The 26960-nt window shown below is 71.6% G+C and carries 20 protein-coding genes; 13 read left to right on the top strand and 7 right to left on the bottom strand.

Annotated elements, in window-relative coordinates:
* Nucleotides 1–198 precede the first annotated feature (198 nt).
* The 10 genes from ACFO3J_RS25680 (at nt 199) to ACFO3J_RS25630 (ending at nt 14246) form a co-directional block, all read left to right on the top strand.
* The gene (locus ACFO3J_RS25680) at nt 199–2967 is read left to right on the top strand and encodes a helix-turn-helix transcriptional regulator (protein WP_386433738.1); all 2769 of its coding nucleotides are present in this window, start codon (nt 199–201) and stop codon (nt 2965–2967) included.
* Between the two features lie 921 nt (nt 2968–3888).
* On the top strand, nt 3889–4644 hold the full coding sequence (locus ACFO3J_RS25675) for an alpha/beta hydrolase (protein WP_386433736.1): 756 nt from the start codon (nt 3889–3891) through the stop codon (nt 4642–4644).
* A complete protein-coding gene (locus ACFO3J_RS35975; RefSeq protein WP_449343655.1) occupies nt 4641–6605 on the top strand; it encodes a rhodanese-like domain-containing protein in 1965 nt (654 codons plus the stop codon). The genes ACFO3J_RS25675 and ACFO3J_RS35975 overlap by 4 nt, the downstream gene beginning before the upstream one ends.
* Entirely contained in the window at nt 6602–7501 is a 900-nt protein-coding gene (locus ACFO3J_RS25660; protein WP_386433734.1) for an ABC transporter permease, read from the top strand. The genes ACFO3J_RS35975 and ACFO3J_RS25660 overlap by 4 nt, the downstream gene beginning before the upstream one ends.
* 2 nt (nt 7502–7503) lie before the next feature.
* On the top strand, nt 7504–8334 hold the full coding sequence (locus tag ACFO3J_RS25655; protein ID WP_386433732.1) for an ABC transporter ATP-binding protein: 831 nt from the start codon (nt 7504–7506) through the stop codon (nt 8332–8334).
* Between the two features lie 107 nt (nt 8335–8441).
* Nucleotides 8442–9461 (top strand): ABC transporter substrate-binding protein, encoded by a 1020-nt coding sequence (locus ACFO3J_RS25650; RefSeq protein WP_386433730.1) that lies wholly within the window; start codon nt 8442–8444, stop codon nt 9459–9461.
* A 13-nt stretch (nt 9462–9474) separates the two neighbouring features.
* Nucleotides 9475–10596: an LLM class flavin-dependent oxidoreductase gene (locus tag ACFO3J_RS25645; protein WP_386433727.1), complete on the top strand. Its 1122-nt coding sequence runs from the start codon at nt 9475–9477 to the stop codon at nt 10594–10596.
* Nucleotides 10597–10663: 67 nt separating this feature from the next.
* Nucleotides 10664–11731 carry an ABC transporter substrate-binding protein gene (locus ACFO3J_RS25640; protein ID WP_386433724.1) on the top strand — a complete coding sequence of 356 codons (1068 nt, stop codon included), beginning with the start codon at nt 10664–10666 and terminating at the stop codon, nt 11729–11731.
* On the top strand, nt 11728–12897 hold the full coding sequence (locus ACFO3J_RS25635; protein WP_386433721.1) for an acyl-CoA dehydrogenase family protein: 1170 nt from the start codon (nt 11728–11730) through the stop codon (nt 12895–12897). Before ACFO3J_RS25640 ends, ACFO3J_RS25635 begins: the two co-directional genes overlap by 4 nt.
* On the top strand, nt 12894–14246 hold the full coding sequence (locus ACFO3J_RS25630; protein WP_386433718.1) for an FAD-binding oxidoreductase: 1353 nt from the start codon (nt 12894–12896) through the stop codon (nt 14244–14246). Before ACFO3J_RS25635 ends, ACFO3J_RS25630 begins: the two co-directional genes overlap by 4 nt.
* 27 nt (nt 14247–14273) lie before the next feature.
* On the opposite strand, the gene ACFO3J_RS25625 is transcribed toward ACFO3J_RS25630, so the two are convergent.
* The 6 genes from ACFO3J_RS25625 to ACFO3J_RS25600 form a co-directional block, all read right to left on the bottom strand.
* Nucleotides 14274–15134: a LysR family transcriptional regulator gene (locus ACFO3J_RS25625; protein WP_386433715.1), complete on the bottom strand. Its 861-nt coding sequence runs from the start codon at nt 15132–15134 to the stop codon at nt 14274–14276.
* A gap of 69 nt (nt 15135–15203) precedes the next feature.
* Nucleotides 15204–15974: an SPFH domain-containing protein gene (locus tag ACFO3J_RS25620; protein ID WP_386433771.1), complete on the bottom strand. Its 771-nt coding sequence runs from the start codon at nt 15972–15974 to the stop codon at nt 15204–15206.
* Nucleotides 15975–16034: 60 nt separating this feature from the next.
* Nucleotides 16035–16451, bottom strand: coding sequence for a hypothetical protein (locus tag ACFO3J_RS25615; protein ID WP_386433712.1), 417 nt, complete (start codon nt 16449–16451; stop codon nt 16035–16037).
* On the bottom strand, nt 16439–16657 hold the full coding sequence (locus ACFO3J_RS25610; RefSeq protein WP_386433709.1) for a hypothetical protein: 219 nt from the start codon (nt 16655–16657) through the stop codon (nt 16439–16441). Before ACFO3J_RS25610 ends, ACFO3J_RS25615 begins: the two co-directional genes overlap by 13 nt.
* 260 nt (nt 16658–16917) lie before the next feature.
* A complete protein-coding gene (gene secY, locus ACFO3J_RS25605) occupies nt 16918–18228 on the bottom strand; it encodes a preprotein translocase subunit SecY (RefSeq protein ID WP_386433706.1) in 1311 nt (436 codons plus the stop codon).
* A gap of 266 nt (nt 18229–18494) precedes the next feature.
* Entirely contained in the window at nt 18495–20525 is a 2031-nt protein-coding gene (locus ACFO3J_RS25600) for a ricin-type beta-trefoil lectin domain protein (RefSeq protein WP_386433704.1), read from the bottom strand.
* A 473-nt stretch (nt 20526–20998) separates the two neighbouring features.
* On the opposite strand from ACFO3J_RS25600, the gene ACFO3J_RS25595 reads away from it, so the two are divergent.
* Complete coding sequence (locus tag ACFO3J_RS25595; RefSeq protein WP_386433701.1) at nt 20999–23503, top strand: ATP-dependent Clp protease ATP-binding subunit; 2505 nt, start codon at nt 20999–21001, stop codon at nt 23501–23503.
* A gap of 76 nt (nt 23504–23579) precedes the next feature.
* Here the strand turns inward: ACFO3J_RS25595 and ACFO3J_RS25590 are convergent, their stop codons facing one another.
* Nucleotides 23580–24326, bottom strand: a complete 747-nt coding sequence (locus ACFO3J_RS25590) for a hypothetical protein (RefSeq protein ID WP_386433699.1) — start codon at nt 24324–24326, stop codon at nt 23580–23582.
* Nucleotides 24327–24861: 535 nt separating this feature from the next.
* Here ACFO3J_RS25590 and ACFO3J_RS25585 point away from each other — a divergent pair.
* The gene (locus tag ACFO3J_RS25585; RefSeq protein WP_386433697.1) at nt 24862–26454 is read left to right on the top strand and encodes a WXG100 family type VII secretion target; all 1593 of its coding nucleotides are present in this window, start codon (nt 24862–24864) and stop codon (nt 26452–26454) included.
* 17 nt (nt 26455–26471) lie between these two features.
* A complete protein-coding gene (locus ACFO3J_RS25580) occupies nt 26472–26927 on the top strand; it encodes a WXG100 family type VII secretion target (RefSeq protein WP_386433694.1) in 456 nt (151 codons plus the stop codon).
* The last annotated feature ends 33 nt before the right edge of the window (nt 26928–26960 follow it).

The following is a 26960-nucleotide window of genomic DNA, read 5'->3' as shown; positions in this document are numbered from 1 at the left end:
CCTGTTGTCGGGCCCGGTGTCTTCGTTGCATTGCACGGGGAGTCCATGTAAAGTCACGCTCGGTTAGTCGCCGCCCAGAGCCCGAGATGCGCCGGGAACCCGCGGAGCCGTGGCTGTCTCCGCCTCGCCGATCACCACGGAGGTCTCCTGGTGTTCGGCTGGGTGGCGTCCGCAACTGCCAGGGGGAGTTTCGATTCGATGATCGTCGAGCGAGAAGATCACCTGTCTGTTCTGTGCGATTCCTTCGATGAGTGCCGGTCGAGAAGAGGCCGCGTCGTCGTTATCACAGGGCCGGTGGCGTGTGGGAAGACGGAGTTACTGCGTGCCTTTGTCCAGCGGGCCTCCGGCTCCGGGGCGCGTTACCTGGGGGCGGTCGCCTCGCGTGGTGAGCAGGAACTGCCCTTCGGAGTCATGGGCCAGATCCTGCGCGGCGCCGACCTGCCCCCGCAGACCGCGGCGCAGGTGGCGCGGCTGCTCAGCCACGGCAATGTGACGTCGATCCTGGCCGACCTCGGCCCCGGCAGCCCCGACCAGATTCCCGCGGTGGCGCACGCGCTCTGCATGGTCCTGCTCGACCTCGCCGACAGCAACCCCGGTCCGCTCATCATCGGTGTGGACGACCTCCAGTTCTGCGACGAGCCCTCGCTCCGGTGCTTATCGTCCATGGTCCGCCGGTTCCAGGCTTCTCCCGTCATGCTGCTGCTCACCCGATCCACCCAACCGGGCCCGGCCGTCACGCGGTTCGAGGCCGAGCTGCCGACCGCGCCGTACAGCCGCCGGATCACCCTGGAACCGCTCAGCCGCGACGGCGTCGAGACGCTGCTCGGCCGGCAGTTCTCGCCCGCGACCGGACAGCGGCTCGCCGAGGAGTTCCACCGGCTCAGCGGGGGCAACCCGCTGCTGCTGCAAGGCCTGATGGACGATCTGCGGAGTCCCGCGAGCACCGGCTCGGGAGAGATGGCCATCGGCTCCACCTTCCGGCAGACCCTTCTCTCCTGCCTGTACCGCTTCGGGCCGACGGTCTTGACGCTGGCCCAGGGCCTCGCGGTGCTCGACGATCCGGTCACCCCGACGCTGCTGGCCGAACTCCTCGATCTCGATGTCGAGTCGGTGATCCGCGCCACCGGCGCTCTGGACGCCGCTGGCCTGCTCGCCGACGGACGGCTGCGCCACCCGCTGGTGGCCGCCCCCGCCGTCCTCGACGGGATGCCGCCGGACGAACGCGCGCGTCTGCATACCAAGGCGGCCGTCCTGCTCTACAAAGAGGGCGCGCCGTCGGCAACCATCGCCCGCCACCAGCTGGCCGCCCAGGAATCCAGCATCTGCAGCGTGCCCATCCTGCACGAGGCCGCCGAAGAAGCACTGGCGGCCGGTGAGGTGGACCAGGCCCTGGCCTATCTGCGACTGACCCGCCAAGTGGACAGCGAGGCGGACGAGCGGTTGCAGGCGAACACCACGGCGATACTCTTCCGGTCCGAATGGCAGGCGAACCCGTCCCTGGCGGTCCGGCACATCCCCGAACTCACCGCCGCGGTCGCGGCCGGCCATCTGACCGGCCGGGACGCGCTCGCCCCGGTGACCTCGCTGCTCTGGTTCGGCCAGGCCGACCTGGCCCGTGAGGCACTGCAGACCGCGGACCGCCGGCCGGACTCCGCCGGCGAGAAGACCACCGCACATCTGCGGGGGGCCTGGCTGTGGCTGATGTGCCTGTTCCCCGCCACCGACGGGCCGTCGGCCGACCTGCTGCTGGCCGACGGCTGCGCCACACCGACGCCCAGTTCGCTGCTGGAGTCCGCGCTGCTGCTGCGCGCCGTGCTCACCGGCGCCTCGGCGGACGCGCTCACCGACTCCGCGACCGCCATCCTCCAGGCCGAGCACCTGGGCGAACGCCCGCTCGCCCTGCACACGGTCGCCCTGCTGGCACTGATCGCCGCGGACCGCGTCGCCGAGGCCGAGAAGTTCTGCGAGCCGCTGCTCGCGGAGGCGATGTCCCGGCACACCCCGACCTGGCACGCGCTGCTCGCCGCGCTCCGCGCCGACATCGCGCTGCGTCGCGGCGACCTGATGCTGGCACAGACCCACGCCCGTACCGCCCTGACCGCGATATCGGCCAAGAGCTGGGGGATCGGTATCGGATTCCCGCTCAGTGTCCTGCTGCAGGCGAGCCTGGGCCTGGGGACCCACGAGGAGGCCATGGCCCATCTGAGGACGCCGCTGCCGGACGCGATGTTCGGCACTCCGATCGGGTTGTATTACATGCTCGCCCGCGGCCGCTACCACCAGGCGCGCGGCAACGCGCACGCCGCGCTGCGCGACTTCCGCGCGATCGGGGAGCTGCTGGAGGGCTGGGGGATGGATTTCCCCAACCTGCTGCCGTGGCGCAACGACGCGGCGGTGGCCTGCCTCAGCCTGGGCCAGGTCCGTGAGGCGCAGGAGCTGGCGATGGAGCAGCTCTCCCGGCTGAGCGAGCGCGACACCCGGCTGCGTGCCCTCAGCCTGCGCGTACTGAGCACCACCAGTGCCTCACCGAAGCGGCTGGAGCTGCTCCGGCAGGCGGTGGACGCCCTGGAGACCTGCGACGACCGGCTCGAACTCGCCTACGCACTATGGGACTTGAGCGGGGTCGAGGAAGAGATGGGGCGGACGGCGCGGGCCAAGGCCACCCGGCTGAGAGCGGAGCGCATCGCGCGGCGCTGCGGAGTGGTGCGCCTCGGCCAGACGCCGATCGCCTTCCCCCGGCCGGACAACGGCTCGGTCCGATCGGACGGCACGGATGCCGGCGACCGCCCGGCACGGCTCAGCGAGGCCGAACAGCGGGTCGCGGAACTGGCCGCCCGCGGCTACAGCAACCGCCAGATCGCCGACAAACTCTTCGTCACCGTCAGCACCGTCGAGCAGCATCTGACGCGGGTCTACCGCAAGTTGCGCGTCAACCGCCGCACCGACCTGCCCAGAGCCTCCGCCTAGCCGCTGCCGGGCGGTCGTCCCGGGCCCGTGACGACCGGTGCCCGCGGCACTTCGCCGCCTCGTCCGAGCCGTCCGCGTACGTCCCGTACGCCCCGTACGACGGCGACCTCCCCCTCCTGCCGCTGGGAGGTGTCCCCCCGCGACGCGATGCGGGGGCGCCTCCCGCACCGAAGGCTGTGGTGAAGGTCGTCCGACACCGCGGGCCCCACGCTCGAAGACCGACCGGACCAGGCCCGGCCGCGCCCGCGGCTCGGACCGGTCCGGCGCCTCGGCGTGCGCCGGGCGGTGCGCACGGGCTTGCGGCGTCGCGGACGCCCGGACCTTCACGCCTCCGAGCCTCCACGCTTCCACACCTCCGCGAGCCGCCGGGAAGACGGTGCCGGGCGACGCCTCCACGCCGCTCGGTATCCCCGCAGGGTGGCGCTCTCCTGCTGCCCGCCCCGTAAGCGGCCGGCACCCGCGGTCCGTTGGCGTCGTATACCGGTGGACGGCCAACGGCCGGGCCAGCCCGCGTCCGCTTCATTGATGACGAAACGTGATCGATCGCGATCAGGAATCGGCGTTGGACGCGAGTCTTCGATGTCCTGCATGCTCTACACCATGATGACCCACGTGCTCGCGAGGAGGTCCGGACGCGGTCCGGCCCGCGAAGCCGTGTGCGGTCGTGTCCGCGCCGAAACGGCGCCGCGGCTGACCCAGCGCAGGGTCATCGATTTCGGTACCGCCACCTCCGCGCGCTGTCGCCGAGGCTGAGTTCCCTCCCCGGGCAAGATCGCGCCGAGCGCCGAACCGCCCGGTGTGAGGTCCCCCGTCACACCCCTGCCCTGACCGGCCCCTCCGCCGGCCCGTGATCCGCGGGCCGTGATGCCCCCTGCCGCGCTGCTCCCGCCGAGTGGCCGTTCCCGTCACGAGGACGCCTCCATGACTTCCGTCAGCACCCTTCCCGACGTCGTAATCTGGGACAATCCGCCTCATCTCGACCCGCGTGGCACGGTCGTACTGCTGCCCGGCCGCGGTGAGGACCCGCGGCTGTACGAGCGGTTCGGGTCGCGGATCGGCGCCGACGCCTACCGCGTACGGGTGGTGGCCGACCCGACGAGATGGGAAAGCGACGTCGTCGAGCAGGTGAAGCGGCTGCGCGCGGACGCCGGACTGCCCCGGCCGTTCGTACTGGCCGGGTCCGACGCGGGCGCGCTGTTCGCCGTCGGGCTCGCGGCCGGCGGGGAGTTGGAGATCGACGCCCTGCTGCTGGCCGGGCTGCCGACACGGCCGTCCGACCTCGCGGCGGTCCCCCGGTCGTGGGAGGACGAACTCGGCTCGCGCACGTCCTGCTCGACCCACCGCGGCCGGTTGGAGGCCACCGGCCGGGTCGAGCGGGGCGCCCTCTACACCCCGCTGCCGGCCGAATGGTACGAACGCGCCGACCTGGCCGCCGTACGTGTCCCGGTCCTCGCGCTGCACGGCGCCGCGGACCCGGTCAGCCCACTCGACCAGGCCCGCGCCGCCTACGCCGCCGCGCCGGCGGCCGAACTGGTCAGCCTGGTCGACGGCCGGCACGACACGCTCAACGACATCTCGCACCGCACCAGCGCCGCCACCGTGCTGCTCTTCCTCGAACGGCTCCGCCAGGGCGCGCAGGCCCCGGCGATCGCGGTCCGAGAGGAGCTGCACCCGTGACCCGTTATGTGATCATCGGCGCCGGCGCGGTGGGCGTCACCTTCGCCGAGGGGCTGCACCGCACCGGCGCCCAGGTGCTGCTCGTCGCCCGCGGCCGGCAGCTCGCCGCGCTGCGCGAGGACCGGCTGCGACTGGTCCGACCGGACGGCGCCACCACCGTGCGGCTGCCCTACGCGGGCGGCCCCGACGAGGTGGCGCTCACCCAGGACGACGTGCTGGTGCTCGCGGTGAAGTCGCAGGACACCGAGTCCACCGTCGCCGAGTGGGCGTGGCGGCCGGTCTCCCGGACCGACGGCGGGCAGGACACTGCCGCGGCGGCGCTGCCCGTCGTCGTCCTGCAGAACGGACTGGACAGCGAACGCACCGCGCTGCGCCGCTTCGCCGAGGTGCTGGGCGCGAGCGTCTGGGTGCCCGCCGTCCACGTGGAGGACGGTGTCGTGGTGTCACCGGCCGCCCCGACCCCGGCCGCGCTCTGGATCGGCCGCTATCCGACCGGTGACGGCCACCCGCCGCACGGCCCACGCCACCGGACACCGTGGGCCGCCCCGGCCACCCGATCCACCGGACAGGTCCTGGCCCGGCTGGCCGACGACCTGCGGGCCGCGGACTTCGCCGTGCAGATCGTGCCGGACATCATCGGGTGGAAGACCGCCAAGCTGATCGTCAACACGGTCAACGCGCTGGAAGCCGTCTACCGCCCCGGCGCACTGCGCGACACGGCCGCGCGGCTGCTGGCCGACGAGGCCCGCGAGGTGTTCGCCGCCGCCGGACTGCCGGTGGTCGATCAGGAGACCCGCAGCGAACTCGACCTGTCCGGCTTCGTCATCCACGACATCCCCGGGCACCCGCGGGGCGGCAACTCCACCTGGCAGAGCCTCGCCAGGGCCGGCTCCCTGGAAGTCGACCACCTCAACGGCGAGATCGTGCTCCAGGCACGGCTGGCCGGCCGGACCGCCCCCGCCAACGCCGCCATCGTGGAGCGACTGCGGCGCGCCGCCCGCGAGGGCAGCGCGGCCGGTTCGCTCGGCGACGCCGACCTCGCGGCCACCCTGCCGGGACTGCGCCCCCCGGTGCTCGTCCCGGCGGCCGAACTGCTCGCGGAGACCGCCGGCGACCGGCCGCCGGTGCTGCTCGACGTCCGCTGGGCGCTCGGCGATCCCGATGGGCGCGGGCACTACCGGCGCGGACACATCCCCACCGCCGTCTACGTCGACCTCGACACCGAACTCGCCTCGCCGGCCGGTCCGTCGGGAGGCCGCCACCCGCTGCCCGACCCGGCCGCGCTGCAACGGCACGCCCGCCGCTGGGGCATCACCGCGGACCGGCCGGTGGTGGTGTACGACGACGCGGGCGGCCTGGCCGCCGCCAGGGCGTGGTGGCTGCTGCGCTGGGCCGGCGTCGCCGACGTCCGGCTGCTCGACGGCTCGCTCGCCGCCTGGCGTGCGGCCGGCGGCCCGCTGGCCGAGGGGGAGGAGACAGCCGCCGCGCCCGGCGACATCGTCCTCAGCCCCGGACGGCTGCCGGTGCTGACCGCCGACCGGGCGGCCGAACTGCCCTCGTACGGAGTGCTGCTGGATGCCCGGGCGGGGGAGCGGTATCGCGGCGAGTCCGAACCGGTCGACGCGAAGGCCGGTCACATTCCCGGCGCGGTCAGCGCCCCTACCGCGGAGAATCTGGACGCCGGGGGCCGCTTCGCCGAGGCCGAGCAGAGCCGCAAACGCTTCGCGGCCCTCGGCGTGGGCGACGACACGGCGGTCGGGGTCTACTGCGGCTCCGGAGTGACCGCGGCCCACCAGATCGCCGCCCTGGCCGCCGCGGGCATCGATGCCGCGCTCTACCCGGGCTCCTGGTCGGCCTGGTCCGCCGACCCGCGGCGCCCGGTCGCCACCGGCCCCCGACCGGGCGAGCCCCTCGCCGGCGCCGGAATTCATGACCGCGAATCCCTTGGGGGAGAGCGATGAGTACGAGCGAGATATCCCGGCCGACCGGCGCGGAGGCGCCCGGGGCGCCGCCCACCGACACTCGCGCCCAGCCGCCCGGTACGACCCGCGGCGGAGTGGAGACCATCCGTCCGGCCCATGAGCGCGGCCGGCGGCGGATCCCCCGCTCGCTGCGCCGCTCCTTCGGCCCTGTCGGCGCGCTGCTGCTGTGGTGGCTGCTGAGCAGGACCGGCGTGCTGTCGCCCGACACCCTCGCCTCACCGGTCGCGGTGTTCCGCAGGGGCTGGGACCTGACCACCGAGGGCCAATTGGGCTCCGCGATCTGGGCCTCGACCCAGCGCGTGGTCGAGGGCTTCCTGATCGGCGCGGTCGCGGGCACCGCGCTCGCGGTGCTGGCCGGCCTGTTCCGGCTCGGCGAGGACCTCATCGACGCCACCGTCGGCATGCTGCGCGCCCTGCCGTGGGTCGGCCTGATCCCGCTGTTCATCGTCTGGTTCGGCATCGACGAGAAACCGAAGATCGCGCTGGTGGTGATCGCGGTGACCTTCCCGCTCTACTTCAACATCTACGCCGGCATCCGCGGCGTGGACTCCCAGCTCGTCGAGGCGGGAACCGTCCTCGGCCTGACCCGCTGGGGACAGATCCGGCACATCGTGCTCCCCGGCGCTCTGCCCAGCGCGCTGGTCGGCCTGCGCTACGCCCTGGGCAGCGCCTGGCTCGCGCTGGTCTTCGCCGAGCAGATCAACGCCAGCAACGGCATCGGCTATCTGATGAACAACGCCGAGCAGTTCTTCCAGACCGATGTGATCGTGGTCTGCCTGGTCGTCTACGCCGTGCTCGGGCTGGTCAGCGACCTGATCGTCCGGCTGGGCACGAAATACCTGCTGTCCTGGCGCGCGTCCTTCGACGGAGCATGACGATGACGACTCGAGTCCCGCCTCCGGCCACGACCGTATCCGCTGGTTCCGCCGTACCCACTGCTTCCACTGCTGCCACTGTTTCCGGCGACGCCGACGCCGCCCCGGCCGGCACCGGCACCGACACCTCCGTCCGGGTCCGCGGCCTGGTGCGGGCCTTCGGCGCGCACCGGGTGATCGACGGGCTCGACCTGGACATCCGGCCCGGCGAGTTCGTCGCCCTGCTCGGGCACAGCGGCTGCGGCAAGAGCACGCTGCTGCGCATCCTCGCCGGACTGGACCGGGACATCGAGGGCACCGTCACCGTGCCCCGCCGCCGCGCGGTGGCCTTCCAGGCGCCCCGGCTGCTGCCGTGGAAGAAGGTCTGGCGCAATGTCGTGCTGGGCCTGCCCGGCCGCGCCGACCGCGCGCTGGCCGAGCGCTACCTGGACGAAGTGGGCCTGTCCCAGCGGGCGTCGGTCTGGCCGAAGACGCTGTCCGGCGGCGAGGCGCAACGCGTGTCGCTGGCCCGCGCGCTGGTACGCCAGCCCGACCTGCTGCTGCTCGACGAGCCGTTCGGCGCGCTCGACGCGCTCACCAGAGTCAACGCCCAGCGGCTGGTGGGTGAACTGTGGGTCCGGCACAACTGCGGCGTCCTGCTCGTCACCCACGACGTGGAAGAGGCGGTGCTGCTCGCCGACCGGGTGCTGGTGATGCGCGACGGCGGCATCGACCACGAGGCGGTGGTCGACCTGCCCAGGCCGCGTGACATCGGCTCACCGGAGTTCGTGGCGCTGCGGACCGGGCTGCTCGCCCGGCTCGGTGTCGGCGCCACCGAGCCGGCCGGCGCCTGAGACGTATACAGCCCCCGCGGCGCCCGGCGCACGGACGCCGACCCCGTACACCCACCCCCGGTGAACCCCCGACCGACCCCGCTCGAACCCGAACCCCGAGGACAGCCATGCCCCGCCCCACCCTGCGGCTGCTCGCCGCGCTCTCCGCCACCATCGCCCTCACCCTCTCGCTGGCGGCCTGCGGCGACTCCTCGAAGAAGGTCGCCGCGGTCCCCGCCGCCGACGGCGGCCCCGACCTGTCCGGAGTGACCCTCACCCTGGGGGACCAGGCCAATGGACTGCAGACCCTGCTCACCGCCGCCGGCACCCTCAAAGGCGCGCCGTACAAGGTGAAGTGGGCCGAGTTCCAGGGCGCGGCCCCGCTCTTCCAGGCGATGCAGAGCGGGCAGGTCGACACCGGCACGGCCGCCGACCTGCCCACCCTCCAGGCGATCAGCGGCGGCCTCAGGATCAAGCTGGTCGCCGCCTCCACCGCCAACGGCTCGGGGACGGCGATCATCGCCCGGCCGGACTCCCCGGTGCAGACCGTCCAGGACCTCAGGGGCAAGGACGTAGTGGTCTCCTCGGCCAAGGGCAGCATCGCCGAATACCTGCTGGCCAAGGTGCTGACCGACGCCGGGCTGACCTACTCCGACGTGCATGTGCAGTACCTGCTGCCGACGGCCGCGCAGGCCGCCTTCAACGCCGGGAAGATCCAGACCTGGGCCACCTTCGGGGTGTATCAGGACATCGCCGTGCAGAAGGGCGCCAGGATCGTGGTGGACGGCCGGGACGGCCGGACCAGCGGCGTCGGCTTCCTGTCCGCCGCACAGTCCTCGATCGCCGACCCGGCCCGCAAGGCCGCCATCGCCGACTTCCTCGACCGGCTGTCCGCCGCCTACGCCTGGACCACCACCCACGCCGACCAGTACGCGCGGGTCTTCGCGCGGAAGAACGGCGTACCGGCCGACGTGGCCAGGACCGTCGTCTCGCAGGGGTCCAGCGCCCTGGAGCCGGTCTCGCCCGACATCACCGCCAAGGTGCAGCAGGTCTCCGACCTGATGCACCGGATCGGTTCGCTGCCCACCGACGTACGCGTCGCCGGCACGGTCGACACCTCCCTGTACCCGCACGCGCCGGCCAAGTGATCGGAAACCCGTCATGCCTGTCGAGTTCATCAGCGCGACCCACACCACCGACACCACCGAGGCCACCGGGCCGGGCCGGCACGCCGGCTTCGACGTCGACTACACCCGCCGCTTCGTCCGGGCGCTGGACGACGGGGGCTTCGACTGGACCCTGGTGGCCTACAGCTCGGCCAGCGTCGACGCCGAGCAGATCGCCCAGTTCGTGGTGAACAACTCCGAGCGGATCAAGCCCATGCTGGCCCACCGGCCGGGCTTCGTCTTCCCCACCCGCGTGGCCAAGGCGCTCGCCACCATCGACCGGATCGGCAAGGGCCGGCTGGGGCTGCACATCATCTCCGGCGGCAACGACACCGAGCAGGCCCGCGAGGGCGACTACCTGACGAAGTCCCAGCGGTACGCCAGGTCCGAGGAGTTCATCACCATCCTGCGCCGGGTGTGGTCGGCGACCGGGCCGATCAACCACGAGGGCGAGTTCTACAAGTTCGAGGACTTCGCCACCGACATCAAGCCGTATCACGACACCATCCCGATCTCGGTCGGCGGCTCCTCCCGGGAGGCCTACGAGGTCGGCGGCCGGCAGGGCGACATCTTCGGGCTGTGGGGCGAGCCGCTGAAGGAGACCGCGGAGCAGATCGCCTCGGTCAACGCGGTCGCCGACGCGGCCGGCCGCCCGCACCCGAGGATCTGGGTGTCCTTCCGGCCGATCGTCGCCGCGACCGACGAACTGGCCTGGGAGAAGGCGCACGACATCCTGGGCCGGGTCCGGCAGACGGTGGCGGCCGCGCCCAAGGGCGCCCGCTATCCGATCCCCGGCGACGGGCGGCCCGCCAACGTCGGCTCGCAGCGGCTGCTGGACGTGGCCGCCCGCGGTGAACTGCACGACCGGGCGCTGTGGACCCCGCTGGTCACCGCCACCAACGCCGCGGGCAGCTCCACCGCCCTGGTCGGCAGTTACGAGACGGTCGCCAAGGCACTGCTGGACTACGTGGACATCGGCTGCGAGCTGCTGTCCATCCGCGGCTACGACCCGCTCAACGACGCGATCGACTACGCCCGCTACGTACTGCCGCTGGTCCGGCAGGAACTCGCGCACCGGGCCGCCAGGACCGACCCGGAGCCGGTGGCGGCCGGCTGACCCGGCACGACCCCCCTCCGGCCCGCACACCGCCCCGCTCCGTCCCGTCCACGACAAGGACCGCCCCATGCCGAAATCCCGTATCGCCGCACTGGCCGGAAGCCTGGTGGCGATCGTGCTCACCCTGACCGCCTGCGGCTCCTCGCACTCCGACTCCGCGGCCGAGGACCCGGCCCCCGCCCCGTCCGGCACCGCGGCCGCCGCCGGGGCCGACGCCGCCGACCTGTCCTCCGTCACCCTGCGCTTCGGCCAGACCGGCTGGAGCCAGGCACAGGCCATACTCAAGGTGGCCGGCCTCGACAACACCCCCTACCAGGTGAAGTGGTCGGTCTTCCCCGGCGGCGACAAGCAGTTGCAGGCCCTCCAGGCCGGCGCGCTCGACGTGGCCAGCAGCAGCGACATCCCCCCGGTCTTCGCCGCCGCGGCCACCAAGCCCAAGTGGAAGGTCGTCGCCACCCAGCGCACCAACACGCTGCTGCAGGACGTGGTGGCCGCCAAGAACTCGGGGATCACCTCGATCGCCCAGCTCAAGGGCAAGAAGGTCGGCTATGTGCAGGCGACCACCGCGCACTACTTCCTCTACAAGCTGCTGGTCCAGAGCGGCCTCGACTGGAGCGACATCCACGCGGTGCCGCTCACCCCGCAGGACGGCGTGGCCGCGCTGTCCAGCGGCTCGATCGACGCACTGGCCACCTACGGCAACTCGGTGATCACCACCGAGCAGCAGGGCGCCAGGATCATCGGCTCCGGCCAGGACATCCTGTCCGGGAACTTCCCCTACGAAGCCTCCGACAAGCTGCTCGGCGACGCCGACCGCTCGGCGGCCCTGGCCGACCTGCTGGCCCGGCTGGACAAGGGCTACGCCTTCATCCGCGACGGGCACGAGCAGGACTACGCCGCGCTCATGGCGGCGGCCGCCCATGAACCCGAAGCCCAGGCCCTGAGCCAGATCCAGGCCGACGAGAAGCAGATCCCGAGCAAGGTCCGCACCGTGAGCCCGGACCAGATCGCCAAGGAGCAGGACGTCGCCGACACCTTCGCCCGACTGGGCATCCTGCCCGGCAAGGTGGACGTGGCGTCGTACTGGACCGACGCGCTGACCGCCCGGCTGACCAGCGCGCTTTCCGGCTCATGACCGCGGCCACCGTGCGGCTGCCGGTCCCCGCGCTCGACCGGCTGGCCGAGGTGACCGCCGCGCTCGCCTCGACCGCCCCCGAGTACGACCGCAGCGGCGCCTTCCCGCACGCCGCGATCCGGGCCGTGCACGAGGCCGGCCTGCTCACCGCCGGCGTCGACCGCCGCTACGGCGGCGCCGGCGCCGGGCCCACCGACCTGGCCCGGATCCTGCTCGCCCTGGGCAAGGGCGATCCGTCGGCGGCGCTGATCACCGCGATGACGCTGGTGCCGCACGCCTTCCAGACGCGTCGCCCCTGGCCCGAGGAGCTCTACGGGCGGCTGCTCGCCGAATCCGCGCTGCGGCCCACCCTGCTGAACAACGCACGTGTCGAGCCCGACCTCGGCTCGCCGGCCCGCGGCGGCCTGCCCGCCACCCGGGCGCGGCGCACCGCGGGCGGCTGGTCGGTCAGCGGCCGCAAACGCTTCGTCACCGGGGCCGAAGGGCTCAGCTACTTCCTGGTGTGGGCGGCCACCGACGAACCCGTCCCCCGGATCGGCACCTTCGTGCTGCCGGCCGGCTCACCCGGCATCGAGATCATCCCCAACTGGCGCCAGCTCGGACTGCGGGCCAGCGGCAGCCACGACGTCTCCTTCACCGAGGTCGAGATCCCGGCCGGCAACGTCCTCGACATCGCCGACCGCGGGCCGGGCGCCGAGCAGGACAACCTCGCCGCCGGCGCCATCCATGTGCTGCTGTCCGCGCTGTACCTCGGAGTGGCCCGCGCGGCGCAGGAGTACGTGCACCGCTTCGCCCACGAGCGCGTCCCCGCCAACCTGGGGCGGTCGGTGGCCACCACCGACCGCTTCAAGCAGGCCGCGGGCGAGATAGAGACACTGCTGTCCACGGCCGAACAGCTGATCTTCGGCGTCACCGACCGCCTGGACCGCTCGATCCCGGTCCCCGGCGCCGAAGCGCTGGCCGCCAAGGTCGTCACGGTCCGGCATGTCACCACCGCCGTGCAGACCGGCCTGCGACTCCTCGGCAACCCCGGCCTCGCCCAGGACAACCCGCTGGAGCGCCACTTCCGCGACATCCAGTCGGCCGGCGTCCACGCGCCGCAGGAGGACACCGCACTGCTCAATATCGGCGCCGCCGTGCTGGCCGCGGCCGGGCCGGGCGGATGAGCGCGGCGCAGGCCGGACCGGTGCTGCCGGACGGCGTCTTCAGCACCGATCCGGCGACCGTCGACGCGCACCGGCTCGACCGCTCCGGCTGGGTGCCGGAGGGACAGCCGCTGGGCGTGGCCCTGGCCGAGAGCGTCGCGGACGTACGGGCCGTCCTGCGCCACGCCCACGCCACCGGCACCCCGGTGGTAGTCCGGGGCGCCGGCACCGGCCTGTCCGGCGGCGCGGGCGCCACCGACGGCAGCATCGTGCTCGACCTGAGCCGGATGAACCGGATCACCGAGATCTCGGCCGCCGACCAACTCGCGGTCGTGCAGCCCGGGGTGATCACCGCGGACCTCGACCGGGCGGCCGGCGCGTACGGCCTGCGCTACGCGCCCGATCCGGCCAGCGCCGCGATCTCCACCATCGGCGGCAACATCGCCACCAACGCGGGCGGCCTGCGCTGCGCGAAGTACGGGGTCACCCGTGACTCCGTGCTGTCGCTCGACGTCGTGCTGGCCGACGGCGACCTCGTCACCACCGGGCACCGTACGGTCAAGGACGTCACCGGTTACGACCTGACCGGGCTGTTCACCGGCTCCGAGGGCACGCTCGGCGTGATCGTCGGGGCGACGGTGAAGCTGAGGCCGCGGCCGGCCCGGACAGCCACCCTCGCCGCGTACTTCGACGATGTCGCCTCGGCCGCCGCCGCGGTGACCGCGATCGGGGCGGCCGGTGTGCAGCCGGCCGTCGCCGAACTCCTCGACGCGGCGACCCTGGCGGCCGTCGAGGACGCGAACGGCCGCCGGCCGGACCGCCCGGCCGGCGCGTTCCTGCTCGTCCAGACCGACGGACCGGCCGCCGAGGCCGAGGCGGCCGACGTCCACGCGGTGCTCGGCGCCCACACCGCCCGGGTCGCCGCGGCCGGGGACGAGGCCGAGGGCGAACGGCTGCTGGCGGTACGCCGCCAGGCGCTCCCCGCCCTGGAGCGCCGGGGGAGAGTACTGATCGAGGACGTCGCCGTGCCCCGCTCGCGGCTGGCCGAAGCCGTCGAGGAGATCCAGCGGATCTCCCAGGAGACCGCGGTGCCGGTCTTCACCCTGGCGCACGCCGCCGACGGCAACCTGCATCCCATCGTGGTGGTGGAGCGGGACCGGGAACTGGACGAGGACGTCTGGGCCGCGGCCGACGCGATCTTCACCATGGCGCTGGCTCTCGGCGGCACGCTCACCGGGGAGCACGGCATCGGCGTGCTCAAGCGCAAGTGGCTGGGCGCCGACCTGGGGGAGCGGAACCTCGCCCTCCAGCGGCGGCTGCGGGCGGTCTTCGACCCCACCGGCATCCTCAACCCGGGCAAAGCGGTGTGAGCCCCGCGCGCCGTACACCGGGTCCGGTCAGACCCGGGTGGCGAGCAGCTCACGTACGGCCGCCGCGGTCACCTCGGCCAGCCGGGCCGGCGCGTCCACCCGGGTCCGCAGATGCAGCAGCTCCGGTGGCACCGGCGGCAGATCGTCGCGCCGCTCCAGGCCCTCGGGCGGCGGGCCGACATCGGCCAGCAGACCCACCCCCAGACCGCCGCGGATCGCGTTGGTCACCCCGGCCAGATACGCGGCCTCCACGACGACTTCGGCCGGCAGGCCGTGGTCGGCCAGTGTCTCCAGCGCCCGGCGGCGGATCGTACACGGGTTGTCGATGACCACCACCGGGATCGGCGCCCCGCCGGCCGGCATCCGCCAGGAGGGGGCCGAGAACCAGGACAGCGGCAGCGCGCCCGCGGGCGCGCTCTCCCGGTCCCGCGCGTCGCCGAGGAAGACCGCCACATCGATACTGCCCCGGTCCAGCCCGTCGTTGAGCCGGCCGCTGCGGTCGAGCCGGAAGCGCACGCCGTAGGCGGGATACCGCTCCTGCAGCGCCCCGGTGATGGCCGGCAGGATGCGGTCGGCGGCGTGCTCGGTGGACCCGACGACGATCGTGCCGGTCTCCCGCTCGCCGCGGCCCAGCCGGAACAGGGCCTCGTCGTGGGCGGCGAGGATCTTCCTGGCCTCCGACAGCAGCGTCTCTCCCTGCGGGGTGAACCGCATACCCCTGCCGTCCCGTTCGACCAGCGGCCGTCCCACCGCCTTCTCCAGCCGCCGCACATGCTGGCTCACGGCGGACTGGGACAGCCCGATGGCCGCCGCCGCGCGGTGGAAACCGCCGCAGTCGGCTATCGAGGTGAAAGTGCGCAGAGCGGCGATGTCCAGTACCTCGGCCATGCCGCGAGGGTACCAACCGCCGGTTCCGGCAGCCGTACGGCGACATGGCGGCGGCCCGGGGCCGGTCAGTCAGTCCGCCGGGCCGTCGTCCTCCCCCTTGCGCAGGCTCAGCGCGTCGTCCCGCTTCGGCACCGCGGGCCGCCCGCCGCCCCCGCTCTCCGAGCGCAGCTCCCGCAGCCGGCCGAGGACTTCGCGCATGTTCGACATCGGCAGCGCGTGCACGACGCCGGCCATGTCGCCGCCGCCGATCACCTCGGGCACCTGGAACCGGGCGAACTCCCGCACGATGCGGATGACCGCGGCGTTCTCGGGGCCGAGCGCGTCGATCTCCGCCGCCAGCTCCTCCCTGAGGGTCAGGGCGGCCCGGCGCGTCTCCTTGCGTACGGCGATCGCGTCGATGTCGTCCTCGATGCCGGCCGCGCGCAGCTGCTTGGCCAGCACCCGGTTGTGCATCTCGGCTTCGTACTCGCGCTTCATCGCCTCGTTCATGTGCGGGTCCTCCGGCTGGAACTCGCCCAGCGTGGTGGCCTTGGCCTCTACTCCCCACACCAGCAGCGCGTTGCGGACCTGGGAGGCGAGATCGGTGCGGGTCTCCGCGTACTGGCTCAGGAAGTCCTGGATGCTGGCGGCCGCCGCGATCTCGCTGAAGTACGAGGCGACGGTGGCCCCGAGGACGCGCTCGACGAACCGCTGCACGGGCGCCGGGTCATGGGTGAGCCCGCCGATCCCCGAGGCCTCGCCGCCGAACTGGCTGACCAGCAGCGGCGCCGTCCGCTCCGGGATCTGCAGGCTCTGCTTCATCTCCACATGGAGCCGGTGGCCCTGGACGGTGACGGTGATCTGCTCCAGCTCCGCGTCGTAGTTCCGCTCCGCCTCGACAGCGGTCTTCTTCGTCCACTCCTACGACTGCCCGCCGGCGAGTGTGGTCACCTGCCGTCCCTGCTCGCCCCCGCCGCTCAGGAACGCCTGCCCGTCCTGGAAGCTGTCGCAGTCCACGTGCAGGCCGAGCGGCCGCTCCGGCGGACGGCCGCGGCCCTCCTGCGCGGTGACCAGCCCGACCATGCCTTCGGGCACATGGACCAGCGGTACCAGCACCACGCTGTACAGCCCGGGCACGAGCCAGGAAACACCGTTCGAAGGCAGGGTCCGCGCCTGCAGGCCGCGGGTGTCGTGCGGCGTGATCCGGCGGAACGTCGGGTCGGCGCGCCCGGCGCGGCGGCGCACGATGCCGACCTGGTCCGGCGGTATCACCACCCGCCCGTTCCAGGCCGCGCCGGCCGCGACGAGCACGAGCAGGACGAGCACTACGATCCCCATCCGGAGGTCCCCCGTTCATCATCGCCCAGGTGGACCGCCAGAACCGTCGCGGCCCACTGGTCGTACCAGTCGGTGTGGTGTTCGTTCTGCGGGTTGCGCAGCGTCGGGAAGAACCCGGTGCGCCGGCCCGGTCCGGCCCGGTCGGCGAACTCGCGGTAGGTGCCGGGGACGCTCTCCTCGGCCGAGCGGCGCCAGCCGCACGCCACCGACAGGGCCAGGAAGTCCGCGTGCCGGTTGCGGCGTACGGAAAAGAGGAGGCGCTGGGCCCGCAGCCCCTGCCGGTCGTGGGTGCCGCGGCAGGCCCCGCCGCGCCGCCGCGGGCGACCCCGGCGAGCAGCGCCAGCTCGTCCGGGGAGAGTAATCGCCCGTCGCGCGCGTCGACGTACCAGGTGGTGGCGAGGTGGTAATTGCGCTCCCCGTGGAGCAGCACCGGGACGGCGTCGGCTCCGTTGTCCGGGGGCTTCGGTCAGCGCAGGAAACCCTGGTAGTCCTGCTGCCGCAGCTGGCTCTCCAGCTGCTTCACCGTCTCCAGGCCGACACCGACGATGATCAGGATGCTCGTACCGCTGAGCTGGTTCGAGGAGGTGTAGTTCGCCAGGGCCACGGTCGGCGCGAGGGCGATCAGCGCCAGATACATCGACCCCGGCCAGGTGAGCCGGTTCAGCACATAGCTCAGGTATTTTGCCGTGGGGCGGCCGGCCCGGACGCCGGGGATGAATCCGCCGTACTTCTTCATATTGTCGGCGACGTCGTCGGGATTGAAGGAGATCGCCACATAGAAGAACGAGAAGCCGACGATCAGCAGGAAGTACGCGAGCACGTAGAAGGGATGGTCGCCCTTGACGAAGTTGCGCTCGATCCAGGTCTTCCAGCCCGAAGTGGAACCCGAGAACTGGGCGATGAGCGCCGGGATGTAGAGCAATGAGGACCCGAAGATGACCGGCACCACACCGGCCTGATTGACTTTCATCGGGATGTACGTCGATGTGCCGCCGTAGGACTTGCGGCCGATCATCCGCTTCGCGTACTGCACGGGGATACGGCGCTGCGCCTGCTCCACGAAGACGACCAGCCCCACCATGGCGAAACCGATCAGGATGACGCCGCCCAGATTGACCCAGCCGTCGGCGATCGTGCCTTTCTGCTTGATCGCCCACAGCGCGCCCGGGAAAGTGGAGGCGATCGAGATGAAGATCAGCATCGACATGCCGTTGCTGATGCCGCGGTCGGTGATCAGCTCGCCCAGCCACATGACGAGGACGGTGCCCGACGTCAGTGTGATCACCATGGTGACGGTGATGAACAGCGAACGGTCGGGGACGATGTCCGAGGCCACCGGGCAACCGCTGAACAGCACCCCGTTCCGGACGGTCGTGACCAGGCCGGCGCTCTGCAGTACGGCGAGCGCGACGGTGAGATAGCGGGTGTACTGGGTGATCTTCGTGGTGCCGGCCTGGCCCTCCTTCTTGATGGCCTCCAGCCGCGGAATGACGACGGTCAGGAGCTGAAGGATGATGCTCGACGTGATGTACGGCAGGACACCGAGCGCGAAGATGGTGATCTGGAGCAGCGCGCCGCCGCTGAAGAGATTGAGCAGACCGAACAGACTGCTGTTTCCGGCCCGGGCGAGATTGACGCAGGTCTGTACGTTCCGGTAATCCACACCGGGGATGGGAACATGCGCTCCGAGGCGGTACAGGACGATGATGCCGAGGGTGAAGAGCAGCTTCTTCCGCAAGTCGGGCGTTTTGAACGCCCGGGCGAACGCGGTGAGCACGGTGCCTCCTTCGTCCCCACGCCACTATGCTCGCGCCGAAGCAAATTGGTCAGCCGTTGACGTGGAAGTGCTCCCCAGCCCATTCAGCAAGAAGTGCGCGTTCCAGTGAATTGACCCTACCGAATGACGGCGGCCACCGATCGCATTCAGGATCCGGCGTGCCGTGCCGTAGGCGACAATGAAAACCATGGTCGACTGATGGCGACAGGGAAGGCCCGCACCTGGCGGGTGCGGGCCTTCGCCGGTTCGGGCGGGAGGGGTCGCGGCTACTGGCCGGTGACCTGGAACTCCCACAGCGAGTAGCCGTACTGGGTCGCGCGGGTGGTGCCGTAGACGCGGATGTAGCGGCCCGACCCGGAGACGTTCAGGGTCTGGACGCCGCCGGTCCCGGTGGTGGTGGAGTAGATCGTCGTCCAGTTGGTGGCGTCGGTGGAGGTCTGGATCTGGAACGCCTTGCCGTAGGCCGCCTCCCAGTTCAGCACGACCTGGCAGATGGTGTGCGTCGCGCCGAGGTCGACCTGCAGCCACTGGGGATCGGCGAAGCCCGACGACCAGCGGGTGCCGGCGTTCCCGTCGACGGCGCTGGTGGCGGGGAACGCGACGTTCTCCTGCGAGGAGGCGGTCGCGGGTTTGTTCAGGGCGAGATTCGCGGTGCCGCAGGTGGTGCCGCCCGAGCCGACGGTCCAGGTGAAGGTGGCCGTCCCGCTCACCCCGGCGGAATCCCTGGCGGTGACGGTGACGGTCGAGGTGCCGGCCGTGGTCGGGGTGCCGGAGATGAGGCCGCTGGCGGAGTTGATCGACAGCCCGGCGGGCAGGCCGGTGGCGCTGTAGGTGAGGGTCTGGCCCGCGGTCGAGTCGGTGGCGCTGATCTGCTTGCTCACCGCGGTTCCCACCGCGGAGGTCTGGTTGCCCGGGTTGGTGACGGTGACGCTCCCCGTGGAGCCGCCCCCGGTGGGCAGGGTCCACAGCTGGGAAGCGGCACCCGTGCAGGTCTCGATGTCGAGCCGGGCGCCGGTGTTGCCCCCGGGATCGGTCAGGCACAGACCCGAATTGGGGTTGACCAGTTCGCCGTTGGCCTGGCGTGTCCAGCCCTGCGCCGCGGTGTCGTTGCAGGCGTACCAGTCGACATTGGTGCCGCTGGTCTTCCCGGCGCTGACCACGTCCAGGCAGCCGCCCTGGACCCGCACGGTGCCGTCGGTGTACGGCGACCACTGCTGGCCGGCGCTGCCGTTGCAGGCGGCGAGGCCGATCGGGTTGCCCTCGGTGTTCAGGCTGTTCTGGTTGGTGGCGCAGAGCCCGCCGACGCCGGTCACGGTGCCGGTGGAGGTGGCGGTGCCGGTCGGGGTGGTGTTCCCGCCCTGCTCGTAGACCGCCACGTAGGCGACACTCATCGACGCCCCGGAGGTGGTCGCCGCCGTCGGGGTGGTGGAGCCCTGGATGCCGTCGGGGTAGTTACCGCCCATGGCGAGGTCGAAGATGATGAAGAAGCCGTGGTCGATGGCCTGCTGCCAGGCCGCCGTGCCGACCGACGCCTCGGTGATCGTGCTCTCGACGACGCCGTCCATCAGGAACTGCAGCGTCTCCGCGCTGGTGTTGGTGCGGTCCACGATGACGGAGTAGGTGTGGTAACCCGTCTGGCAGGTCGACCCCGCCGCCGGACAGGCGATCAGGCCGTGGCCGCTGCTGCCGGCTCCGTCGTGCAGCGTCTGGGACGCCTGGTTGAGCGCGTTGACGTTCTCCATCATGTCGATCTCGCCGGACTGGGGCCAGCCGCCGCCCGTCCGCATCGTGGACCCGAGGGCCCAGAACGCCGGCCAGTAGCCGAGGCCGTTCGCCGGGTTGGGCTGCTGGATGGAGGCGGTCATCTCCAGCTTGCCGCCGGGCGGGGCCGCGAAGTCGCCCCGGGTGCTCTCGATCCGGCCCGAGGTCCACGTCCCGCCGTTGTTGATCGCCTTGAGCGTCAGATGGCCGTTGCCGTCCACATAGACGTTGGAGGTCGAGTTGGTGGTGTGCTCGATCTCGCCGGTGCCGAAGCCGGAGCCGATGTCGTAGAACCAGTTCGACGACGCGGGGGCGGTATTGGCCGCACCCGCGAAGTTGTCCCCGAACACGGTGGTCCAGCCGCTCGGCGCGGGCGGTACCGAATCCGCCTGCGCGGCGGGCGCCACCGCCAGCGTCGTGGCCGCCGCGCCGGTCAGTCCGGCCGCCAGCAGGGCGAGCGTGGTGACGAGTGAACGCCCCCGTGGCCCTGCACGGCGGGTCGGGCTGCGGCGGATGATGCGCCGTAAGGAGAACATGCTGCTTCCCTTCGAATGCGCTTACCGGGTACGGACGGAGATGAGGGCACGCGTGCGGGAGCCGCGCTCCAACCCGGAGGTCCAGCCCTCGCGTTGCCGCGTGGACCTACAGAGAGCGCTCTCAGGGAGAGGTCTACGACGCGGCATCGGCGGTGTCAAGGATTCGCGCAACGGCCGCGCCCCCGCACCGCCCGCCATCCGGAATCCGGGCGCCGGCCCCGGCCCGCGTACGGAAAACCGGTGCGGCCGTGCTCCCGGGCCCACCCGGGAGCACGTCAGGGGCCCGCCCGGCCGGGAATCGGTCCGGCGGTCCCGGGCCGGTCCGGCGCCCCAGGGGCGGGCGGATTCCCGAGGCTGCCCGACGGCCGGATTCGGCGGGTATGAACCAGGACAAGGCGGGCATGTGCGGGAGAAGGGAGACGTCCACCGGAACAGTGCGTCGCCGGTCGGCCGGGGCGCCGGAATGGTTGGTTATGAGCAACGGCTTCGCAGGAGCGGAAGGATCCGGTCAGGACCCGTTCGGGGACTTCTTCGCGCGCCTCGGCGGGGGACAGCGGCACATCGACCTGGGCAGACTGATGAGCGGCCCGGCCCGGCAGCTGATCGCGTCAGCGGCGGCGTACGCGGCGGAGCACGGTAGCAGCGAACTGGACACCCAGCATCTGCTGCGCGCGGCGCTGAGCGTCGAGCCCACCCGCGGCCTCGTCGCGCGGGCGGGCACCGACCCCGACCGGCTCGCCGCCGAGATCGACCGGCACGCGGGTGACCCCGCCGCCGGCGCCACGCCCCAGTCGGTCGCGGTGACCCCCGCGGTCAAGCGCACCCTGCTGGACGCGCACGAGATGGCGCTGGCCGTCGGATCCACGTACATCGGGCCCGAGCACATCCTGATGGCGCTGGCGGCCAATCCCGAGGCCGCCGCCGGGCAGGTGCTCAACGCGGCGCGCTTCGAGCCGGGCGCCGCCCGGCAGGGTCCGAACCGGCAGCAGGGGCCGCCGGAGCGGTCCGCCAGTGCCACGCCGACACTGGACCGCTTCGGACGCGACCTGACCGCCCAGGCCCGCGAGGGAAGCGTGGACCCGGTCATCGGCCGGGAGGAGGAGATCGAGCAGACGATCGAGGTCCTCTCCCGCCGGGGCAAGAACAACCCGGTGCTCATCGGGGACGCCGGGGTCGGCAAGACCGCCATCGTCGAGGGCCTGGCGCAGCGGATCGCCGACGGCGACGTGCCGGCCACCCTCGTGGACCGCCGGGTGGTCGCGCTCGACCTGTCGGGCGTGGTGGCGGGAACCCGCTACCGCGGTGACTTCGAGGAGCGGCTGAACGCGATCATCGACGAGATCCGCGCCCACTCCGACCACCTGGTGATCTTCATCGATGAGCTGCACACCGTGGTGGGAGCGGGCGGCGGCGGCTCCGAGGGCGGGTCGATGGACGCCGGCAATCTGCTCAAGCCCGCGCTGGCCAGGGGCGAGCTGCACATCGTCGGCGCCACCACCCTGGTGGAGTACCGCCGGATCGAGAAGGACGCCGCGCTGGCCCGGCGCTTCCAGCCCGTCCTGGTGCCCGAGCCGACGACGACGGACGCCGTGGAGATCCTGCGCGGTCTGCGGGACCGCTACGAGGCGCACCACCAGGTCCGCTACACCGACGAGGCCCTGCTGGCCGCGGTCGAACTGTCCGACCGCTATCTCACCGAGCGCTTCCTGCCGGACAAGGCGATCGACCTGATGGACCAGGCCGGCGCCCGCGTACGGCTGCGGGCGGGCACCAAGGGCACCGACGCCCGCGCGCTGGAGCGGCAGGTGGAGCAGCTCACCCGCGACAAGGACCAGGCGGTGGCCGCCGAGCAGTACGAACGCGCCACCGAGCTGCGCGACCGGATCGGCGAGCTGGGCGCCAAGATCGAGTCCGGCCGCGACCACCGGCCGAGCGACGGGCAGACCACGGAGGTCACCGTCGAGGACATCGCCGAGGTGGTCTCCCGGCAGACCGGCATCCCGGTGGCCAGCCTCACCCAGGAGGAGAAGGAGCGCCTGCTCGGCCTGGAGGAGCGCCTGCACCAGCGGGTGGTCGGCCAGGACGAGGCGGTCACCGCGGTCGCCGAGGCGGTGCTCCGGTCCCGGGCCGGGCTGTCCAGCCCCGACCGGCCGGTCGGCAGCTTCCTCTTCCTCGGTCCCACCGGTGTCGGCAAGACCGAACTGGCCCGGGCACTGACGGAGGCACTGTTCGGCAGCGAGGACCGTATGGTCCGGCTGGACATGAGCGAGTACCAGGAGCGCCACACCGTCAGCCGGCTGGTCGGCGCCCCGCCCGGATACGTGGGGCACGACGAGGCCGGGCAGCTCACCGAGGCGGTCCGCCGCCATCCGTACACGCTGCTGCTGCTCGACGAGGTGGAGAAGGCGCACCCGGATGTCTTCAACATCCTGCTCCAGGTGCTGGACGACGGGCGCCTGACCGACGCCCAGGGCCGCACGGTCAACTTCACCAACACCGTCATCGTGATGACGAGCAATCTCGGCTCCGAGGCGATCACCGGGAGCGGCGCGACGCTCGGCTTCGGATCGGGCGGCGCGAACGCCGACGAGGAAGGCCGCAGGGACCGGGTGCTGCGCCCGCTGCGCGAGCACTTCCGGCCGGAGTTCCTCAACCGGATCGACGAGATCGTCATCTTCCGCCGGCTGTCCAAGGAGCAGCTGCGCCAGGTCACCGACCTGCTGCTGGAGGACACCCGGCGGCGGCTGCACGCCCAGGACGTGACCATCGAGTTCGCGCCCGAGGCCGTCGACTGGCTGGCCGAGAACGGCTACCAGCCGGAGTACGGCGCCCGCCCGCTGCGCCGCACCATCCAGCGCGAGGTGGACAACCAGCTCTCCCGGCTGCTGCTCGACGGACGGCTGACCTCGGGCAGCCAGGTGCTGGTCGAGGTGGCGGACGGCGTGCTGCGGCTGCGCACCACCCAGCCGGTGGGCTGAGGCCCGGGCCGGGGCCGGCCGGCGTCCGCCCACGCGGCGTCGGCCGCGCTCCCGGGGCGTCGGCGGGGCGGCCCGGCTAGGACGGGCCGCCGCCCGGGTGGACCACCGGGCCGTGACCGCCCTGGAAGACCGTGGGCGCCGGGAAGACCGAGATGGCGTCGGTCTCGGTGTAGGTCTGGCCGGCGTTGTTGAGCAGCGCGGTGAAGGTGCCCATCAGCTCGATCACGTTCCCGGCCTCCACCAGCTTCGCCTCCATCTGCGGGTTCATCGCGGCGGCGAACGCCGTGCTCTCGTCGTCGAGCGGATCGAGGATGAACTCGGGCGTGTTGGTGCCGCCCCCGCCGGCGTACGTTCCGGTGATCACCGCCTCCGTGCTCCCGACGTTCTGGCCGAAGAGCGAATCGGAGTTGACCGCGTTCATCACGATCGTCCGCAGCGTCGCGTAGGCGTCGCTGGCGGCCTTGGTCGCGTCCAGGAAGGCCTGCTCGGCGGTCCGCAGCGCCCCGAGGTCGACGGTGAAGGGACTGGCCGTCGGTGCGGGGGTGCCGCCGCTGCCCGAACCGCCGCCCTGGTCGGCGTTGGTCGGTACGAGGTCGGGCGCCACGGTGTAGGCCGCGGCCAGGGTGGGGGTGGCCTGGAGGTCGCCGTTCGGCGTGGGGTCGGGCCCGGGTCCGTAGTTCGGCGTACCGCCGTAGATGGCGGTGTACTTGTCGGCGGCGCTCTGCTCGTCCGACGCGTCCTTCGCGGACTTGTCGACCCATGGTTCCCAGGGCGTCGGCTGGTGCTTCGGGGTGATCGGCGCGGTGTCCGGGGTTTTGGCCATCGGGAAGCCCGACTCTCTCTGAGGCACCTCAAGGTCTCGGCCTTGACGGGCCCTGAGCGGGCCCTGATGAGCGCCACCATTGTTCCGTGCCGGCCGGCCGACAGCGATGTCCCTTTTTCTGGACACCCCTCGTGCCAGGAACGTGGATCTACCGGCGGCGCCCGGTGCCTCCCTAGCTTGGGAGAATGCCTGAAGAATCGAGCGCGCCGTGACGGACTCGGCGACGGCCGCCGACCCGGGGGATTCCGCTGCCAGCAAGTCGGTGCACCTGACCGATGAGAACGGCGGGGTGCTCTCGTCCGACGGCAGGACCTACACATCGCCCTCGGGGGTGGTGGAGCACGGGATCACGGCGCCCGACGGGCAATTCCTGCCCAACGGCCTGGTGGAGACGGTCGAAGGCCGGCCGGTGTACGGGACCCGGACCGACGGTGGGGGTTTTCTGTCGGAGGACGGTTCGACGTTCGTGTCGGCCAAGGGTGTGGTCGAGCATGGGATGACGACCGCCGACGGGAGTTTTCTGACCCGGCGGTTGGTGGACGGCCGGGAGCTGTGGGGGAGTGATACCCAGGACGACGGTTCGGGCCCGGGCTGGATTTCGCAGGACGGCAGGATATATGTCGACCCCGTGGGGAGGGTCGAGCACGGCCTGACGGCACCCGATGGTCTCTTCCTGGCCAACGGTGCGGTACGGACGGTCGACGGTGTTCAGACGTACGGGTCGGTGACCGATGACGGGGGCTTCCTGTCGGAGGACGGCACCACGTTTGTGACGCCCGCGCAGGTGGTGGAGCACGGGAAGACGACCGCTGATGGGCGTTTTCTGACGCAGCGGTTGGTGGACGGCCGGCTGTTGTGGGGGAGTGACACGGAGGATGACGGTTCGGGGACGGGCTGGATTTCGCAGGACGGTACGGTTTATGTCGATTCGACGGGCAGGGTCGTTCATGGTCTGACGGCGCCGGACGGGAAGTTCCTGGCTGATGGTGCGGTGCGGTTGGTCGGGGGTGTTCAGACGTACGGGTCGGTGACCGAGGGCGGCGGTTTCCTGTCGGAGGACGGCACCACGTTTGTGACGCCCGCGCAGGTGGTGGAGCACGGGAAGACGACCGCTGATGGGCGTTTTCTGACGCAGCGGTTGGTGGACGGCCGGCTGTTGTGGGGGAGTGACACGGAGGATGACGGTTCGGGGACGGGCTGGATTTCGCAGGACGGTACGGTTTATGTCGATTCGACGGGCAGGGTCGTTCATGGTCTGACGGCGCCGGACGGGAAGTTCCTGGCTGATGGTGCGGTGCGGTTGGTCGATGGTGTCCAGACGTACGGGTCGGTGACCGAGGGCGGCGGTTTCCTGTCGGAGGACGGCACCACGTTTGTGACGCCGGCGGGGGTGGTGGAGCACGGGAAGACCACCGACGACGGGCATTTCCTGACCCCGCGCGTCATCGACGGGAAGACGTACTGGGGCGGCGACACCGACGACAACGGGTGGATATCCCAGGACGGCACCATCTACGTCGACTCCGCCGGGGTGGTCGAGCACGGCATCAGCACCCCGGACGGGTCGTTCCTCAAGGACGGTACGTCCCGCACGCTGCCGAACGGGATCGTGATCTACGGCTATACGGACGGCAGCGACTTCTACTCCGCCGACGGCAAGACCATCGTCCTGGCGGACGGCACCGTGGTGAACGGCACCCTGGACACGAGCACGGGAATCTTCACCACGTCCGACGGCAAGGTCTATGTCCTCACCGACAGCGGGATCGACGCCGGCACCACCCAGTCGGACGGTTCGATCCTGCTGGCCAACGGCCAGACCTTCATGACTCCGGCGGCATGGACCGTCGACCTGAAGGACCTGGCGGACTCCATCACCTTCGTGAAGGGGAAGGCCTCCTCGATCTCGGACCATATCTCGACGATCAGCACCCAGTACTCGACCATCGAAGAACTGTGGTCGACCCCGGCCGGCCAGACATTCTCCGATGTGGCCGCGAGGGTCAACACCGCCATGGCGCAGTTGCAGACCCTGCTGGGCGACACGACCGATCGCATGCAGATGACCCACGACAACTACCAGCAGGCGGAAGACAAAAACGCCAAGAACAACGCCGCCGGAAAATAGACAGGGGTACGTGGCAGATGGCGATTTCGACGCTCCCCGCGAACTACAACGCGTCCACGCTCCGGGTGGACCCGGGCGGGTTGACATCCACCCTGGCCACGCTGACGACGGCCATTCAGGGCATCAGCGACGACATCAGCGACATCATGAAGAATCTGAACGCCCTCAAACTCTCGTGGACCGGCGATTCAGCCACCGTGATGAATGATTTCAACGACAGATGGTACAGGGCGGTGACCGACCTCTTCGGCCCCGAGCTCAATCCGGGCGCGGGCGCCCTCAACGTGCTGACCGGCGGACTCGCCCAGGCGGTGGCGAACTACAACGCGGGCGAGCAGAACGTGGCCGATATGTTCAATCAGTTCGAGACGGCCCTCACCAAGGGCACCACCAGCAGCGGTACCCCGGTCGACCAGCCCTACGGAATTCCCGAGAAGAATTACCACACCACGTCGATCAACGAGACCTTCTGAGGCCCTGGTTCAGATGTCCGACATCGCTTCCGT

Source organism: Streptomyces polygonati, assembly GCF_042650325.1.
Lineage (GTDB): Bacteria > Actinomycetota > Actinomycetes > Streptomycetales > Streptomycetaceae > Actinacidiphila > Actinacidiphila polygonati.
Note: the sequence above shows the minus strand (reverse complement) of the source record. Positions and strands in the feature narration are given on the sequence as shown.

Bases quoted from the DNA above. Each gene is read 5' to 3' on its own strand.
- ACFO3J_RS25650 (WP_386433730.1), top strand. From the start codon at position 8,442: ATGCCCCGCCCCACCCTGCGGCTGCTCGCCGCGCTCTCCGCCACCATC.
- ACFO3J_RS25675 (WP_386433736.1), top strand. From the start codon at position 3,889: ATGACTTCCGTCAGCACCCTTCCCGACGTCGTAATCTGGGACAATCCG.
- ACFO3J_RS25590 (WP_386433699.1), bottom strand. From the start codon at position 24,326: ATGGCCAAAACCCCGGACACCGCGCCGATCACCCCGAAGCACCAGCCG.
- ACFO3J_RS25580 (WP_386433694.1), top strand. From the start codon at position 26,472: ATGGCGATTTCGACGCTCCCCGCGAACTACAACGCGTCCACGCTCCGG.
- ACFO3J_RS25635 (WP_386433721.1), top strand. From the start codon at position 11,728: ATGACCGCGGCCACCGTGCGGCTGCCGGTCCCCGCGCTCGACCGGCTG.
- ACFO3J_RS25595 (WP_386433701.1), top strand. From the start codon at position 20,999: ATGAGCAACGGCTTCGCAGGAGCGGAAGGATCCGGTCAGGACCCGTTC.
- ACFO3J_RS25640 (WP_386433724.1), top strand. From the start codon at position 10,664: ATGCCGAAATCCCGTATCGCCGCACTGGCCGGAAGCCTGGTGGCGATC.
- ACFO3J_RS25625 (WP_386433715.1), bottom strand. From the start codon at position 15,134: ATGGCCGAGGTACTGGACATCGCCGCTCTGCGCACTTTCACCTCGATA.
- ACFO3J_RS25615 (WP_386433712.1), bottom strand. From the start codon at position 16,451: ATGGGGATCGTAGTGCTCGTCCTGCTCGTGCTCGTCGCGGCCGGCGCG.
- ACFO3J_RS25645 (WP_386433727.1), top strand. From the start codon at position 9,475: ATGCCTGTCGAGTTCATCAGCGCGACCCACACCACCGACACCACCGAG.
- ACFO3J_RS25600 (WP_386433704.1), bottom strand. From the start codon at position 20,525: ATGTTCTCCTTACGGCGCATCATCCGCCGCAGCCCGACCCGCCGTGCA.
- ACFO3J_RS25630 (WP_386433718.1), top strand. From the start codon at position 12,894: ATGAGCGCGGCGCAGGCCGGACCGGTGCTGCCGGACGGCGTCTTCAGC.
- ACFO3J_RS25660 (WP_386433734.1), top strand. From the start codon at position 6,602: ATGAGTACGAGCGAGATATCCCGGCCGACCGGCGCGGAGGCGCCCGGG.
- ACFO3J_RS25680 (WP_386433738.1), top strand. From the start codon at position 199: ATGATCGTCGAGCGAGAAGATCACCTGTCTGTTCTGTGCGATTCCTTC.
- ACFO3J_RS25655 (WP_386433732.1), top strand. From the start codon at position 7,504: ATGACGACTCGAGTCCCGCCTCCGGCCACGACCGTATCCGCTGGTTCC.